At 40.2% G+C, this 16,169-nt stretch carries 12 protein-coding genes; all 12 read right to left on the bottom strand.

The genetic code is table 11. From position 1 onward, the window contains the following. Nucleotides 1-9: 9 nt before the first annotated feature. The 12 genes from uvrB to secA all read right to left on the bottom strand — a co-directional run bounded on the left by uvrB (nt 10) and on the right by secA (nt 16,154). Complete coding sequence (gene uvrB / locus BN6559_RS14140) at nt 10-2,067, bottom strand: excinuclease ABC subunit UvrB (RefSeq protein ID WP_110955327.1); 2,058 nt, start codon at nt 2,065-2,067, stop codon at nt 10-12. A gap of 660 nt (nt 2,068-2,727) precedes the next feature. Next, nucleotides 2,728-3,867, bottom strand: coding sequence for a S41 family peptidase (locus BN6559_RS14135; protein WP_110955326.1), 1,140 nt, complete (start codon nt 3,865-3,867; stop codon nt 2,728-2,730). A 136-nt stretch (nt 3,868-4,003) separates the two neighbouring features. Continuing rightward, a complete protein-coding gene (locus tag BN6559_RS14130; RefSeq protein WP_110955325.1) occupies nt 4,004-5,137 on the bottom strand; it encodes a murein hydrolase activator EnvC family protein in 1,134 nt (377 codons plus the stop codon). A 12-nt stretch (nt 5,138-5,149) separates the two neighbouring features. After that, nucleotides 5,150-6,037, bottom strand: coding sequence for a permease-like cell division protein FtsX (gene ftsX / locus BN6559_RS14125; protein ID WP_110955324.1), 888 nt, complete (start codon nt 6,035-6,037; stop codon nt 5,150-5,152). Next, nucleotides 6,027-6,704, bottom strand: coding sequence for a cell division ATP-binding protein FtsE (gene ftsE / locus BN6559_RS14120; RefSeq protein ID WP_234407932.1), 678 nt, complete (start codon nt 6,702-6,704; stop codon nt 6,027-6,029). Before ftsE ends, ftsX begins: the two co-directional genes overlap by 11 nt. A gap of 128 nt (nt 6,705-6,832) precedes the next feature. Beyond that, a complete protein-coding gene (locus BN6559_RS14115; protein WP_199884017.1) occupies nt 6,833-7,558 on the bottom strand; it encodes a site-2 protease family protein in 726 nt (241 codons plus the stop codon). 90 nt (nt 7,559-7,648) lie between these two features. After that, entirely contained in the window at nt 7,649-8,497 is an 849-nt protein-coding gene (locus BN6559_RS14110) for a YitT family protein (RefSeq protein ID WP_110955322.1), read from the bottom strand. A 5-nt stretch (nt 8,498-8,502) separates the two neighbouring features. Continuing rightward, a complete protein-coding gene (gene csaB, locus BN6559_RS14105; RefSeq protein WP_110955321.1) occupies nt 8,503-9,609 on the bottom strand; it encodes a polysaccharide pyruvyl transferase CsaB in 1,107 nt (368 codons plus the stop codon). Continuing rightward, entirely contained in the window at nt 9,602-11,650 is a 2,049-nt protein-coding gene (locus BN6559_RS14100; protein WP_110955320.1) for a DUF5693 family protein, read from the bottom strand. The genes csaB and BN6559_RS14100 overlap by 8 nt, the downstream gene beginning before the upstream one ends. Nucleotides 11,651-11,692: 42 nt before the next feature. Next, nucleotides 11,693-12,382 carry an LmeA family phospholipid-binding protein gene (locus BN6559_RS14095; protein WP_110955319.1) on the bottom strand — a complete coding sequence of 230 codons (690 nt, stop codon included), beginning with the start codon at nt 12,380-12,382 and terminating at the stop codon, nt 11,693-11,695. A 96-nt stretch (nt 12,383-12,478) separates the two neighbouring features. Further along, nucleotides 12,479-13,580 (bottom strand): peptide chain release factor 2 gene (prfB, locus tag BN6559_RS14090; RefSeq protein ID WP_234407847.1). Its coding sequence is split into 2 segments (ribosomal slippage): nt 12,479-13,507 and nt 13,509-13,580, totalling 1,101 coding nucleotides; the frame shifts between segments, so codons are not numbered across the junction. A gap of 42 nt (nt 13,581-13,622) precedes the next feature. After that, nucleotides 13,623-16,154, bottom strand: coding sequence for a preprotein translocase subunit SecA (secA, locus tag BN6559_RS14085; protein WP_110955317.1), 2,532 nt, complete (start codon nt 16,152-16,154; stop codon nt 13,623-13,625). Nucleotides 16,155-16,169 lie beyond the last annotated feature (15 nt).

Here is a 16,169-nt window from a genome sequence, read left to right as displayed (position 1 = left end):
TATTTAAAATCATTTCTTCTTGCGGTTTGATTTTTTCGTTGTCATTTTTGCTGGTAAACTCATTTTTAATTCGACAATCATATCCCGCAAATTAGCGGCACGTTCAAATTCTAACTTGCGTGAAGCCTCGCGCATTTCTTTTTCCAGCGTAGTCATCAATTCTTGCTTTTCCTGATCAGACATATTGATATTCGATTTTGTTTTATACTCGACTGCGCCTTCTGCAACTTTCGTTGTTTGAATCAAATCCTTGATACGTTTTTGCACAGTACGCGGTGTAATTCCATGTGCTTCATTATACGCTCTTTGCACTTCACGGCGACGATCCGTTTCCCCTATCGCCCGCTTCATCGAATCTGTCATATGATCGGCGTACATGATAACTCTGCCTTGTACATTACGTGCCGCCCGTCCAATCGTCTGAATCAGGGAAGTATCCGAACGCAGAAAGCCCTCTTTATCAGCATCCAAAATCGCCACCAAAGAAACTTCCGGCAAATCCAATCCTTCACGCAATAAATTAATTCCAATCAGTACATCAAATACCCCTGCACGCAAATCACGAATAATTTCTGCCCGTTCCATCGTAACAATATCGGAATGCAGATAACGAACTTTAATCCCCATTTCTTTTAAATACTCTGTTAAATTCTCCGCCATTTTTTTAGTCAAGGTCGTAACTAACACGCGTTCTTTTAACAAAATTCGTTTTTTTATTTCACTTAATAGATCATCCATCTGCCCTTTCAAGGGACGTATATCGATTTCCGGATCCAAGAGCCCTGTTGGTCTGATGATCTGTTCTACAACTTGATTTGCCTGTTCCATCTCATATTTAGCCGGCGTTGCCGAAACGTAAATAATCTGGTTGATACATTTTACAAATTCCTCAAATTTAAACGGTCTGTTATCAAAAGCAGACGGCAAACGAAACCCATTCGCCACTAGAGATTCCTTCCGTGAGCGATCCCCTGCATACATTGCCCTGATCTGTGGTAAAGTTACATGCGATTCATCGATCACAATCAGAAAATCATCGGGAAAATAATTCACCAAGGTAAATGGTGCTTCTCCTGTCTCTCTTTTTGTCAAATGTTTTGAATAGTTTTCAATACCTGAGCAATATCCCATCTCCAGCATCATTTCAATATCATAGCGCGTTCGCTGTTCTAGTCGCTGTGCTTCTACCAATTTTTGATTTGCTTTTAAATACTGGAGTCTTTCTTCTAATTCCGCCTCGATCGCAGTTACTGCTTCCAGCATTTTTTCTCTTGATGTTACATAGTGAGATGCCGGATAGACCGTAATGTGCTTGCGCTCACCATAGATTTCTCCCGTTAATACATCAATTTCCAAGATGCGTTCAATCTCATCACCAAACAACTCCACACGAATTGCCCGTTCATTATAACCGGCCGGAAAAATTTCGACAACATCACCACGTACACGAAATTTTCCGCGCGTAAAATTTATATCATTTCGTTCATATTGAATGCTGACCAACTTACGTAAAATCGCATCACGATCATAAATCTGTCCCTGTCTGATTGATAAGACCAATCCATGATAATCCTCCGGTGATCCTAACCCGTAAATACAAGAAACACTCGCAACAATAATTACATCGCGACGTTCAAATAAAGAACAAGTCGCCGAGTGGCGTAATTTATCGATTTCATCATTAATGGATGCATCTTTCTCAATATACGTATCCGTATGCGCAATATACGCTTCCGGTTGATAATAATCATAATAACTCACAAAATATTCCACTGCATTATTCGGAAAAAATTCTTTAAACTCACTGGCAAGCTGTGCTGCAAGCGTTTTATTATGTGCAATAACCAAAGTAGGTTTCTGTACACGTTCAATTGTTTTTGCAATCGTAAAAGTTTTACCGGTTCCCGTGGCACCGAGTAAAACCTGTGCTTCTTGTCCATTTTCTATACCACCTACAAGCGCTTCAATCGCCTTCGGCTGATCACCAGTCGGTTCAAATTCCGATACGACTTTAAACGGTACACCGCCATCTTGATACACAGTCTGTAATTTTGGGACATTCGCCATAAAAACACCTCACCAAGCAAAAAGACTTTTCACATCTCTATTTAAACTTAATTATAAAGAATCATTATTCTTAAAATTATAGCACAAACATATGTACGAAACAAATGGATTATTTTATTATCATATCCAAAATCTATAAATAACTAAACATGGCTACCGCACTAAGACTTTACTTATATTCTTCGTATAGGATGAGAATAGATGTCCTTTTGCCATAGCCGCAAAAGGACCAAAAAGGCTAGGCCCTAAGCCTCCAAAATACTTGAAAAAATAGTGGCTTGCTAAAATCCTTAACTCGCTTCGCTCAGACAAACGGATTTTTTTACGCAAACCACTATTTTTTCATCCTTCGGAACGTATTTTTCCGGAAAAGGCCGGGAGAACGAAAACAAAGCAAAAACTGCCGCACCAAAGTGCGACAGTCTTCTGACACAACAAAGCACATCCTATTCACCGAAGTGAATAGGATGTGCTAAAATCCGTGCCACTTATAAACTAGCACGAAGATAGGCTGCCGGTTGGCAAGAAGTACTCAGATGCTAGGCACAGTAAGGGGTTGCGAAGGAGTCGTACTTACCGTACGTCGACGAGCAGCCCCTTACTGTAACGACGCAGATGAGTTCTTATCGCCAGCCCGCAGCCTATCTGTCCCTAGTAATTTTATTGCAGCTTGCCCTTCACAATCTCTATCGCCTTTTCCAACTGATTATCCGTTGTACCATTTGGTTCCACAACAACATCGGGTTCGATACCAATCCCATCAATTGAGCGATCATTTGGCGTATAATATTTAGCAATGGTCAATTTTAATGCATCGCCGCCATACATTGGCATTACGATTTGCACCGATCCTTTACCGTAGGATTTTGTGCCAACAATCGTACCGGACTGTGTATCTTGAATTGCACCGGATACAATTTCAGAAGCACTTGCACTACCGCCATTTACCAAAACTGCTGCCGGATACTTAACTGCATCCAATTTTGTTGCACTCAGAACTTCTCTTGTTCCATCACGTTTTATCGTAGAAACAACTGTCCCTTTTGGAATGAAATAATTAGCAACCTCTACACTCGTATTGAGCAATCCCCCTGGATTGTCACGTAAATCTAAAACGATTGCTTTCATCCCTTGTTCTTCTAATTCTTTATATGCTTTATCGACGTCCTTGCCGGTATGTTCACTAAAGGTAGAAATTCGAATGTAGCCAACTCCACCATCTAGCATTTTACTTGCGACTGTCTTAATTTCAATATTCGAACGCGTTAACACATAATCTTTTTCTTCTTCGCCCTCACGTTGAATTGTTAACGTGATTTCTGTGCCAATTTCACCGCGAATTTTATTTGCAGCTTGATCCACGGCAAGCTCTTTCGTATCTTCCCCATTAATTTTTACAATTTTATCGCCACTCTTAATACCAGCTGTAAAACTCGGTGTGCCTTCAATTGGAGCAACAACGGTAAGCACTTTGTCTTTTACCCCCATTACAATTCCGACACCGCCAAATGATCCTTCCGTATGACTCATTAATTCTTTATACATTTGCGGATCTAAGTAAATCGAATGTGGATCCTCTAGGGAAGCCATCATTCCGGAAATCGCACCTGTAATTAATTTATTTTCACTTACTTCATTTACAAACTGGCTGTCAATAAATCTTAACGCATGTAAAAAGCGAACGGTATTGGAAACTTTAAATTGATTCAGCCCCAATACGTAATAAACACCTGAAAGTGTCGCAAACATCGTCAATAAGACTAGGAATATAGATCCTAATATCAGCTTTTTTTTACTCATTTCCCCACCTCTATTCACTGCTATAAAAAGCAACAGAATGTTATTTTTCCCCTTAACATCCTGTTGCTTTCTATAATTTTATTTTCCGCTTATCGTCTACATTGCTATAACGTATGCGAAAAACGCCATATTTATACTAACGTAAATAATTATACGGGCTCACCGGAGAACCATTTTCCCGTACTTCAAAATGAACATGTGGCCCTGTTGAATAGCCAGTCGATCCACAATAGGCAATTACCTGGCCTTGTGAAACACTTTGTCCTTCACTAACAGCTAAGCTTTCATTATGCCCATACAATGAAGATACACTATTTCCATGATCAATAATCACTGCATTTCCATATCCACTAATCCATCCAGCATAAATAACCACTCCACCATCCGCTGCATGAACTGGCATCCCATAATCTCCGCCGATATCAATTCCACTATGATATTTAGACGTTCCAAAAATCGGATGTGTGCGCCAACCATATTCAGACGTAATCGGCCCATCAATCGGCCAAATCATAGAGCCGGTCGATTTACCACTGCCTTGTCCACCACTGATCGGATAACGACTCTGACGAATCATTTGCTCTACCTGCTTTGAAGCCTCTAATAATTCTTGATAAGCACGTTCAGCCGTATCACGATCATTGACCGCTTGATCTAGGACTTTTTCTTTTTTCTCTTTACTGGCTTCAACTAGTTTTCTTTTTTCTTCTGCGGCTTTCTCAAGTTCTTTCAAAGTCGCTTGATCGCGTTCCAGTTCGGCTTTTTTATCTAAAATCAAAGCACGTTCACTTTGAATCTTTGTAATCAAGTCATAATCATGTTTAATGACACGCTTTAATAAATCCATCCGCGTCATAAAGTCATTGAAATCTTTTGCCCCAAATAATACATCGACATAGCTGATTTGACCATTTTCATAAATGTCACGAATTCGTTTATTTAAAATCTTCATCCGCTTCGCCAAATCTTTTTCTGCTTTTGCTAAAATTTCTTTATTTTCCTCAATTTTTTCTTCTGTATCATTGAGTTGCTTCTTCACTGCCTTATATTCATCGGTTGCAGTTTGTAAATCCTGCTGCAAGACTCTAAGTTGTTCAGACACGCTGTCCACTTGCTTTTTTGCATCGTCGACTTTACCTTTTTGGTCTGACATCTGTGTTTGTATTTCATTCAATTTATTGTCAAGAGAATTCGCAAAAACGGTTAAGGAAAAAGAACCAACGAAACATAGCAGGGTTAAAGTAGTACAATAACGTTTTAAATTTTTCATTAAAACCTCTCCTTATACTTTCATAAACCGTTTCAACGAAATCGTACTTCCCAAGGCACCAATTGCAGTACCAACAACAATCATCAAAATACTGATCCGATCCAAAAACGGCTGTTCCGGAATTAAAGGCAAAAATGTCAGTGTTTCGTAGATTCTAGCTACAACCGCGCCATAAGAATTACGCAGTACCATTGTCGCTACAATTGAACCAACAAATCCCAACACCATGCCTTCCATAAGGAAAGGCCAGCGAATAAACCAATCCGTCGCCCCCACATATTTCATAATGCCAATCTCTTTCCGTCTCGCAAATACGGTTAAACGAATCGTATTGGAAATAATAAATATTGTCGCGAAGGCTAAAAACACAATAATCACGAACCCAAAAATTCGAATCATCTTTGTTAATTCAAACAATTGATCAATCACTTCTTGTCCAAATTTTGCATTCTCGACACCCTCATATGTATTGATTGCATCTGCCGCAGCTTTTACATGCTCAGGAGAGTTTAATTTAACTTCAAAGGCATTTGGCAGTGGATTTACCTCACCCAATGCAGTCAGCAATCCCTGCTGATCACCTAGACGCTGTTTAAACCTTTCCATGGCTTCTTTCTTCGTAACAAATTGAACTTCTTCCACACCGGAAATCTTTTGAATCTTCTCACCAATGGCTTCCATTTTCTCATCACTTAAATCATCATGCAAATATACATTAATTTGCACCTGCGATTCAAGCGCTGTCGCCATATTATTCAGGTTCAATACCATGATTAAAAACAATCCTAAAATCAGTAAAGACACTGCAACTGTACTAATCGATGCAAAGGTCATCCAATTGTTGCGTTTTAAAGAAATAAATACTTCCCGAATAAAATATTCCCAAGTTCTAATCTTCATAGCCGTATGCTCCCTTCACTTCGTCGCGAACAATACAGCCATCTTCAATCGCAATTACCCTTTTTTGCATTGTATCGACGATCGTTTTATCATGCGTTGCCATAACGATTGTCGTACCTGATTTATTTACCCGTTCAAAAATTTTCATGATGTCCCAAGACGTCTCCGGATCTAAGTTACCAGTCGGTTCATCGGCAATTACAACCATCGGATTATTCACAATCGCCCGCGCGATCGCTACCCGCTGCTGCTCACCACCCGATAACTGAGACGGTAAACTTTTAAGTTTATCACGTAAACCAACAAGATCGAGCACACTGTTTACACGTTTTTGCATCTCACGACGCGGTGCTTCAATTACCTGCATTGCAAACGCAACATTTTCATATACCGTTTTATCCGGCAAAAGACGATAATCCTGAAACACGATTCCCAATCCACGTCTTAAATACGGTACTTCTTCCTCTTTCATGGTCATCACATTACGACCGTTTACGATCAACTGCCCTTTCGATGGTAATACCTCACGAAACAACATTTTTATAAAAGTAGATTTACCAGCACCACTCGAACCAACAAGAAAAACAAACTCTCCTTTTTCAATATCAATATTAATATTGTTCAGTGCCAGTGAACCATTTTCGTATACTTTCGAAATTTCACTCATATGTATCAACGGTGACAAGACCCCCTTAACTCAAAAAAATACAAAATCCCTCATAACGTTATATCTTTAGACATTTTTATTAAAAAACCTTTTTTTGCAATCATAAAATTTACAGAAAAACCATTCTATCATAGTAATTCCCATATATACAAAGTCGCAATCCCTAAAACTGCAATTAATCCTATATACCAGCTAAAGACCATCCATCTTTTTTTTCGGCTGATCTGATAATAAGTTTCCGTATAGTTTGTACGATTGATCTTCCATACCCTCGATAAAGAAAAAAGAAATATGATGAAAATTAACATATTATAGGTATAAAAAAATAATAAACCAATCATCATCGTACCCAGCCACCAAAAATGCGGTGAAATGGCAACGACGATTTTCCCTCCGTCTAAAGGCTCACTTGGAATCAAATTAAACAAATTTAAAATGCAGGCAATATAAGCCAAAGTCAGCCACAGTTTTTGATCCGTCCAAAAATAACAAGCAATGCAAACCAGCGCGCTGAGTGCTCCCATTGCCGGACCTCCGATCGCAATATTTGCAGTCATTTTCGCATTGACCGGCTGCCTTTTTAAATGCACCATTGCACCCAAAAACGGGATGAAAATAGGCGGAGACGTACGAAGCCCCACGACTTTTGCCGCAATGATATGTCCGAACTCATGCGCAAAGAGCAATAAAACAAATCCGATAGCAAAGTACACATCAAACGGCAGTGCATAGCACAAAACAGAAATAAAAATGGAAATAAACATGGTCACTGTCGTATGCAATTTTAGCAATGCGACTGCTGCCATGCACAAAACCATAAGGCGCTTACAAAAATTTTTCGCAAAAAAAATCATAAGAATCTCCTTTTAACGAAAATTTTACAACAAAAAAGTGGTTCACTACATGCCTATGCATCTAGGAACCACTTTATCCGTCCAAAGCGTCTATACTTTTTTCTTCTCATAACTACTAAAACCTTCACCAAAAACCTCATGTGCATCGTTTACAATGATAAAGGCTTTTTTATCATGGTGCATAATCAGTTCTTTTAACGTCGTTACTTGACTCGTATCCACAACACAAAGGAGCATTTCGCGACTTTGTCCCGTATAGCCGCCACGGCCTTGTAAATAAGTAACACCGCGATCAATCTCTTGAAAAATTTTATCTGCCAATTCTTCCGGCTGCTCCGCCATAATCAAAAATGATTTGCTCGTCGCCGGACCTTCCTGTACCAAGTCAACAATCTGCGAAGTCACAAAAATTGAAATCGTCGCATAAAGCGCCAGTTCAGGACTATGAAAAACAATGCCTGCGAAAGCAACTACACAAGCATCTGCTACAAGCAATGCCTGCCCTACACTAATGCGGAAAAGTTTATTTAAAATTGCCGCAAGCAAAGCAGTCCCCGCGGTATTGCCTTTAAACCGAAATACCAAGCCCATACCGACGCCAGACATCACCCCGCCATAAAGACAATTGAGCAAAATATCATCGGTAACAACTGGCGTAAAAGGCTGCGTAAGATCAATAAAAACAGATAACATAGCCGCGCCATACAATGTATTCATGCCATAACGCGCGCCCAAAATTTTTAATCCGAATATGAAAATCGGTATGTTGATTACCAACATAATCATTCCAACGGGAAAATCAAATAAATAATGCAGAACAGTCGCTAATCCACTTACGCCGCCGGCAGCAATCTTATGCGGAATCAAGAATAAATTCATTGCTACCGCAGCAATCAAGATCCCCAAAGTCATGCCCACATACTGTCTGATCTTCTTCACACATTTCACCTCGTAGATTTACACTTAGAAATCAGTGCAATTGCAAGCTCTGCATTCTGAAATGCCGCATTACGCAATTCACCGATAAACAATCCCTGCTTTTCTGGCGAATTATTTTTCTCCTGCCATTTTTCCCGGACACGATCCATGAGTTTATCAACAGTAATATTCTCTAAATTTCCAACGACATCTTGTCCAATTGACGTTAAAAAACGATCAATTTTAGGATCATAAGACATTCCAAGCATCGGTACACCCATTACGCCGGCAAATATAAGTGCATGTAAACGAACTCCAATTAATAAATCCAAATTTCCAACGATAGATAATAATTCGCTCGTTGTATATTCATCATCGAGTACCGCTGCTGAAAATTTCGTTCGGCTCACAATCTTTTTCGCTGTCATCACATCTTCTGGATATTGCATCGGAATAAAGACAACACGTGCATCAAGCTCATTTGTTATATTGTCCGTAACCGCGGCCAATATATCTTTGTAGTGTTCCCATTCACGCCATTCACGAACTGAGATACCTACCAAAGGCTTGGCCCCTTCAAGTTGATGCTGTCGCAAAATGCTTCTGCCAATTTGTTTGTCCACTGGATGAATTGCCAAAACGGGGTCGGCAGTTACATGAATTTTCGGTTTATCAATCGAAAGATCTACCAGTTCCCGCAAAGAACCATGGTCACGAACCGTGATTAAATCCACCCGATTTCCAATATACTGCATTGCTTTCCGCGCGAAACGTCCGCAAATCGGGCCAATGCCTTGTGCATAGAGCATCACTGGCGTTCCCATTTTCTTCGCCAAAAATAATATACTCATATAATAATATAGGCTTCTGCCGCTCGTGACATCCTGCAATAGACTGCCACCGCCGCTAATCAATACATCACTGTTTTTTAAAGCTTTACCAATTTCATAATAATTTAACCAATAAACCGAATTTACGCCATGTCTATGCTTAGTATCTTCAGGATTTGCAGAAATAACCGTAATATTTACACTTGAATCTAAATCCGATAATACTTCTATCATAGCGGCTAGCATGGCTTCATCTCCAGCATTTTTGAAGCCATAGTAACCCGAAACTACAATATTACTCATTTTTTGCTGTATCCCTCCCTATATAGGAAGACAGATTGTAGAGCAAATGTGCTGCAACCATAGCAATCATTCCAACACCGGCGCCAAGGACTAAACCACCCACACCGCGCATAAATGACATAAAGATTGGTGTACGTAAATGACAAAAAGTCTCAACTAGGGAGCCCTGCCCGATGGTTGCTACAATTACTAAAATGAAAAATAAGACCCTCGGCCATTTTTTATACAGCGACATTACCGCAAGCATAAATGCCGGATGCCCAATCAACAATTCTTTAGAACGAGGTCTTGCATACAAGGCTTGTTCTAAAAAAGCTCTAAACTTTAATTCTGCTCCTGATACCGGTACCCCCGCCGTGTGACCAGATCGTCCGATGAAAATCAGCAAAGCAAGTGCAGCGCAACCGAAACCTATCAAAGATTTTATATAAATCGGGGTATTTAAAATCTTTTTGAGCTGCAAATAAAAACTCCCTGCGTATTCTTTACCTTCAAACAAATTAAACCGTGCTAAAAAAGCAATGCTCACTAAAATAATTGGCAATATAAATGTTAATTTTACACCGCGGAAAATATTGACTTCCAATAGATATTCGACATCAGCAAGTACCGATCCGACATACGCTGCGCCGATAAAAGCTAAAGCTCCAGTCGTCAACAATAGTCCCGCTCCGGTAAACATGATGCGCAGCATCGATGCATTTTCATTAAACGTACTGTTACGCCAACGATCCAACTGCCAAATCATCGCCAGTGCCGGGAACAGATTTGCGCTGGCAAGTGCAACCATGCTTCGTACAAAATTTCCATGTCCCATGATAATAGGTGTTACCAAAATCAATGACATCCCTGCCATGAGCATATATTGATAACGTTCCTTAAATGGATATACCAAGGACATATATAATACACCGGCTGCAACTGCACCAAGTGTAATTAGAACGAGTAAAAATCTACTCGGATAATATTGCTCATACGTACCTGCTTTTCCTATCGTGAACCCTTTCTCCTCCAACGCTTTTTTTGTATCAGAAAAATAGGTTAAGTTGGTTTCTAAAAGATTCATTGTACCTTCTGGCTTTTCATACGTCCGCAACAAATTAATCCGAATGTTCCGTTCTTGGTCAGTCATCACCCAACGTTCAACAGCCTCTGCAACTTTCATTTTCGGCTGCTCATCCTTAGGTATAGAATAAACACGCGCGGCTTTATACTCCGTACGCTTCGCCAATTCCATTAAACCCTCTTGTTTAAAAAACTGCAACTGTAATGGATGTTCAATCATGCCAAGCGTATAGCCACGGTCTTTAAAAAGCTCTGCTGTAACAGCCACTTTCTTCGGTGCACCAAGAATTTCTTCTCCAGAAAAGATAACATCGGACACATCAAACCCTTCGATCCGAGCAAACACCGCTTGGATATCATCTTCCCTGACCTTCGTATAATTACTTGGTCTGGCTACAACATAAAAACCAGCTTCGTTTACTGCCTTCATTTCATCCGTCGGCATGCCTAAATTCCATTTCAACGCTTTTTCATAATTGGCCTTTACCGCCAAAACCTCATGCGTCCCCACCTGCAAAGAAACAACACGCGCAGCCCCAAGTCTGCGAATCAAATCCTCTTTCACTTCGGCAAAAACCTGCGGCTGAATGCTCCCGATATAGATCTGATCTGCACTCACCGTACCATTTTCGACATAACTGCGCCAGTCAGGATTGCTTAACATACCATTGTTATAACTCTTAATAAGGTCTGCCCCAGCGGTTGTTGTAACTTTTCCGTTTTCCGTTAACTTTTTCAACGTAGTTTCATACACCGCAAGAGATGTAATCCCTGCTTTTTTAGCCTGCTCTAATACCGTCTGCGCTGGCACGCCTTCAATTTGCGCGAGTTCTATCAGGCCTTCATAATCGATGGCCATTTCTACTGTCGTATTATTTTCTTCTACTCTATGCCGATAAATCCCCACTGACAAAGCAGCTACCAGACCAATTGCAATAAATCCAAGCAGCCATTGGTTATATTTGAATTTCTTCAATATCTTCTCCACCTTACAACCGAAATTAATTTGACTATTATTTTAACGATGTGAATCGGCATAAACGACCGCTTTACCTTCTTCTAAAGTAACATTTTTTACGGTTACATCAAACGGTAATTTTTTCAAGTCTACCAGCGTAAGATCGGTAACTAATGTTCCGCCAAATTTCCCCACCATACTATTGTCTATCTGAAAATGCTCTGCATGGAATACAATTTTTTGATCTGTCGTAATGATATTACCCTCTAAAATAATTTTTGCATTAATGAAACCACCCATTGAAAAAGCTCCCGTCGCAGTTACTTTTCCCGGTGTAATGCTTACTTTCGCATTTTTTATCCCCTTTACGGATTGGTTCATCGCCCTTGCCAGTTCATCCTCTAAAACAATTGCTTTTATTGTAACATCCTCTACTGATTTCATCGTAAGATTACGATTCTGTATTAACTTTGCCATATCAACTTGCGCATTCTGCAAAGTTACATCAAATTCATCAAATACGACTTGATCTGTTTTCGCATTCTTAACTTTCACCGTAATCGCATCAAAATTACCAGCTAACATCATGAGGGCTGGAGACTTTTCCACTTTAGCATTTACTTGATCAGCACTTGTCACATTTTTCATTGCCGTGGCAACTACATCTGAGATTGCCGATGGCAGCAAAAACTCACTGAAAACCAGTAACAATATGAGGGCCCCGCCAATCATGATAAAGCGTTTTGCCATACTTCCGCCTCCAATAACATCGTTATAATCGTCATGATACGAATACCAAATAAAGGAACAGGCACACGTAAAAAGGAAAACGTGTACCTATGAACTTTAATTCGTAATCAATCTCAAGTAAGCTTCAATGAACATATCAAGTTCACCATCCATAACCGCCTGCGTATTACCAGTTTCCGCATTGGTCCGGTGATCCTTAACCATATTGTAAGGATGAAATACATAAGAACGAATCTGACTTCCCCATTCAATCGCTTGATATTCACCGGCAATTTCAGCTTTGGCATCCGCTTTCTTTTGCTGCTCAAGCTCAAATAATTTAGCTCTAAGCAATTTCATACACTGTTCACGATTTTGGATTTGTGACCGTTGATTCTGACATTGCACGACAATTCCCGTTGGAATATGCGTCATACGAACTGCAGAATCGGTTTTATTAATATGCTGACCGCCCGCACCGCTGGCACGATATGTATCCACACGTAAATCTACCGGGTTAATATCGATTTCAACATTATCATCAATTTCCGGCATGACATCGCAGGCAGAAAAAGACGTATGCCGACGTGCATTCGCATCGAAAGGTGAAATACGTACAAGACGATGCACACCTTTTTCCGCTTTTAAATAACCATATGCATGATGCCCAGAAATCATGATCGTAGCACTTTTTACTCCAGCTTCATCGCCAGGCAGCAAATCCATCGTTTCCACTTTAAAATTCTTCCGCTCCGCCCAACGTACATACATACGCAGCAACATTTGCGTCCAATCCTGTGCTTCCGTTCCACCGGCACCTGCATGCAAGGTTAAAATTGCATTATTTGTATCGTATTCACCCGACAACATGAGTTCAAGTTCAAGTTCCTCAATTTGTTTCTGCATCGATTGTAAAGCTTCATTTACATCGTCATAGACACTCTCATCTTGATCTTCTGTTCCCATTTCCCAAAGGATCTCCATATCTTCATACACTGCATTCAATGCATTGTATTTGACAACACCATCTTTTACCGCAGCTAATTCTTGCATCGTAAGCTGTGCTTTTTCCGGATCGTCCCAAAAACTTGGTTCTCCCATTTTATATTCAAGTTCCGCTATTTTCTCCTCTTTGCCAGCAATGTCAAAGTGAAGTCCCCATTTCGTCCAGCTTCTTTTTAATCTCAACAATCGGTACTTTTAAATCTTCCAAAAGCATGTTCTCAACTCCTAAAGGCTATTTAAAAATAAAGGATCAACTTTATTTTTCTCTGCCACAACATTTTTTATATTTCTTACCTGAACCACATGGACATAGATCATTTCGTCCTGTTGTATCGTGATTTACATGCGGCTGCTGCTTTACTTCTTCTTCAGCATCCGCTTCCACTTCACCACGTGTTTCTTTCGCATGTGCAAGATGATCTTCCGGGCGTTGCTGCTCGGTCACGATATTCACCCTAAACATTAATTTTGCAATGTCTTCTTGAATCGTTTCTATCATAGCCTGGAACATATCATAGGCTTCCACTTTATACTCAACCAATGGGTTGCGCTGACCATATGCCCGTAAATTAATACCTTCACGCAGCATATCCATATGATCCAAATGTTCCATCCATTTACTGTCTACGACTTTCAGCATAACGACTTTTTCCAATTCGCGCATACTGTCTTCACCAAAGACAGTTTCACGATCGCTATACGCATCTTCTGCTACTTTCCGAAGTTCTGCTTTTAATTCATCACGGCTCATTTCTTCCAGCTGCTCTTTCACCAAGCGACCTTCCGGTGCGAAAATCTCATTGCAAGCTGTAATTAAGCTGTCTAAATCCCATTCTTCCGGATATAGTTTTTCATTGGCATACGCATCCATATCCAATTCAATAATCTTATAAATCATATGCATAATGTTTTCTTTTAAGTTCTCACCCATCAAAATTTGACGGCGTTGTCCATAGATAACCTCACGCTGTTGATTCATTACATCATCGTATTCAAGAACATGTTTACGAATATCAAAGTTACGCGCTTCGACTTTCTTTTGTGCCTGTTCAATCGAGCGTGTAATTAATTTATGCTCAATCGGTTCATCTTCTTCCATACCAAGTTTATCCATGATGGCTGCAATATTATCAGAACCAAATAAACGCATCAATTCATCTTCCAAAGACAAATAAAAGCGTGAAGATCCCGGATCACCTTGACGACCAGCACGACCACGCAGCTGATTATCAATTCGACGGCTTTCGTGACGTTCCGTACCGATGATATGGAGTCCACCGATTTCGGTCACACCTTCGCCAAGTACGATATCTGTACCACGACCGGCCATATTCGTAGCAATCGTAACTGCACCAAGCTGACCAGCACCGGAAATAATCTGTGCTTCCATTTCGTGATATTTCGCATTCAATACATTGTGCGGTATGCTGCTTTTCTTAAGTACCTTACTTAATTCCTCGGATTGTGCAATCGAGGTCGTACCAACCAAAACGGGCTGTCCCTTACGATGTGCCTCTATGATTGCATTGACTACCGCTTTATATTTCGCTTTTTTTGTCTTGTAAATGACATCGGGGTAATCCGTCCGTGCAATATCCCGATTGGTCGGAACCACAATGACCGGCAGACTATAAATTTTTATAAATTCATCTTCTTCCGTTTTTGCAGTACCAGTCATTCCGCATAACTTATCATACATTCTAAAATAATTTTGGAAGGTAATGGATGCTAAGGTCTGACTCTCACGCTCAATCTTTACGCCTTCTTTTGCTTCAATCGCTTGATGAAGACCATCGGAATAACGACGTCCAAACATTAAACGTCCAGTAAATTCATCAACGATGACAACTTCACCGTCGCGCACCACATAATCGCGATCTCGCTTCATCAACGCTTTGGCCCGAAGTGCCTGCGTAAAGCAATGCGACATCTCAATATTTTCACTATCATATAAATTTGCCACATGCAATGCTTTTTCTACTTTTGCGACCGCTTCCTCTTTTGGTGAAACAGCCTTTGCTTTTTCATCAATTGTGTAGTCGACTTCTTCTACTAACCCTTTTACAGCCTCAGCCATAATTTTATACATGTCGGTAGATTTATCACCAGGTCCAGAAATAATAAGCGGCGTCCGCGCTTCATCGACCAAAATACTATCTACTTCATCGACAATCGCAAAATTCAGCTCACGCTGTACCATTTGATCTTGATAAATAACCATATTATCACGCAGGTAGTCAAACCCATACTCATTATTCGTACCAAACGTAATATCACAAGCATATGCCTGTTTACGATCCGGAAAATCCAAGCCATGCGCGATAAGGCCAACAGATAGGCCTAAAAAGCGATATAATTTCCCCATCCATTCACTATCACGCTTTGCCAGATAATCATTCACTGTGATCACATGTACGCCTTTGCCTGTCAAAGCGTTTAAATATGTAGGCAATGTACCAACTAAAGTTTTACCTTCACCAGTACGCATCTCCGCAATCTTACCTTCATGCAGGCAGATACCACCAATCATTTGCACATCAAAATGACGCATGCCAAGCACACGTTTTGAAGCCTCACGGACTACAGCAAAAGCTTCCGGTAGAATAGCATCTAGAGTTTCCCCTTCTTCCACTCTGCGTTTAAATTGATTTGTTTTTCCACATAATGAAGCATCACTCAAGCCTTGCAAATCTGCTTCCAAACTATTGATCTTTTCAACAATCTGACGCATACGCTTTATTTCTTTTTCATTATCATCGCCAAAAAATTTCTTTATAAAACCGAACAAACAGTATCACTCCTC

This window comes from Massilibacillus massiliensis, from assembly GCF_900086705.1.
Classification (GTDB): domain Bacteria; phylum Bacillota; class Negativicutes; order FLKF01; family FLKF01; genus Massilibacillus; species Massilibacillus massiliensis.
The sequence above is the reverse complement of the archived record's forward strand: the minus strand, read 5'-3'. Positions and strand labels throughout refer to the sequence as shown.

What these genes read in the sequence shown, in the direction of transcription:
- uvrB (WP_110955327.1), bottom strand. Translation starts at nt 2,067, where the DNA reads ATGGCGAATGTCCCAAAATTACAGACTGTGTATCAAGATGGCGGTGTA.
- BN6559_RS14135 (WP_110955326.1), bottom strand. Translation starts at nt 3,867, where the DNA reads ATGAGTAAAAAAAAGCTGATATTAGGATCTATATTCCTAGTCTTATTG.
- BN6559_RS14130 (WP_110955325.1), bottom strand. Translation starts at nt 5,137, where the DNA reads ATGAAAAATTTAAAACGTTATTGTACTACTTTAACCCTGCTATGTTTC.
- ftsX (WP_110955324.1), bottom strand. Translation starts at nt 6,037, where the DNA reads ATGAAGATTAGAACTTGGGAATATTTTATTCGGGAAGTATTTATTTCT.
- ftsE (WP_234407932.1), bottom strand. Translation starts at nt 6,704, where the DNA reads ATGAGTGAAATTTCGAAAGTATACGAAAATGGTTCACTGGCACTGAAC.
- BN6559_RS14115 (WP_199884017.1), bottom strand. Translation starts at nt 7,558, where the DNA reads ATGATTTTTTTTGCGAAAAATTTTTGTAAGCGCCTTATGGTTTTGTGC.
- csaB (WP_110955321.1), bottom strand. Translation starts at nt 9,609, where the DNA reads ATGAGTAATATTGTAGTTTCGGGTTACTATGGCTTCAAAAATGCTGGA.
- BN6559_RS14095 (WP_110955319.1), bottom strand. Translation starts at nt 12,382, where the DNA reads ATGGCAAAACGCTTTATCATGATTGGCGGGGCCCTCATATTGTTACTG.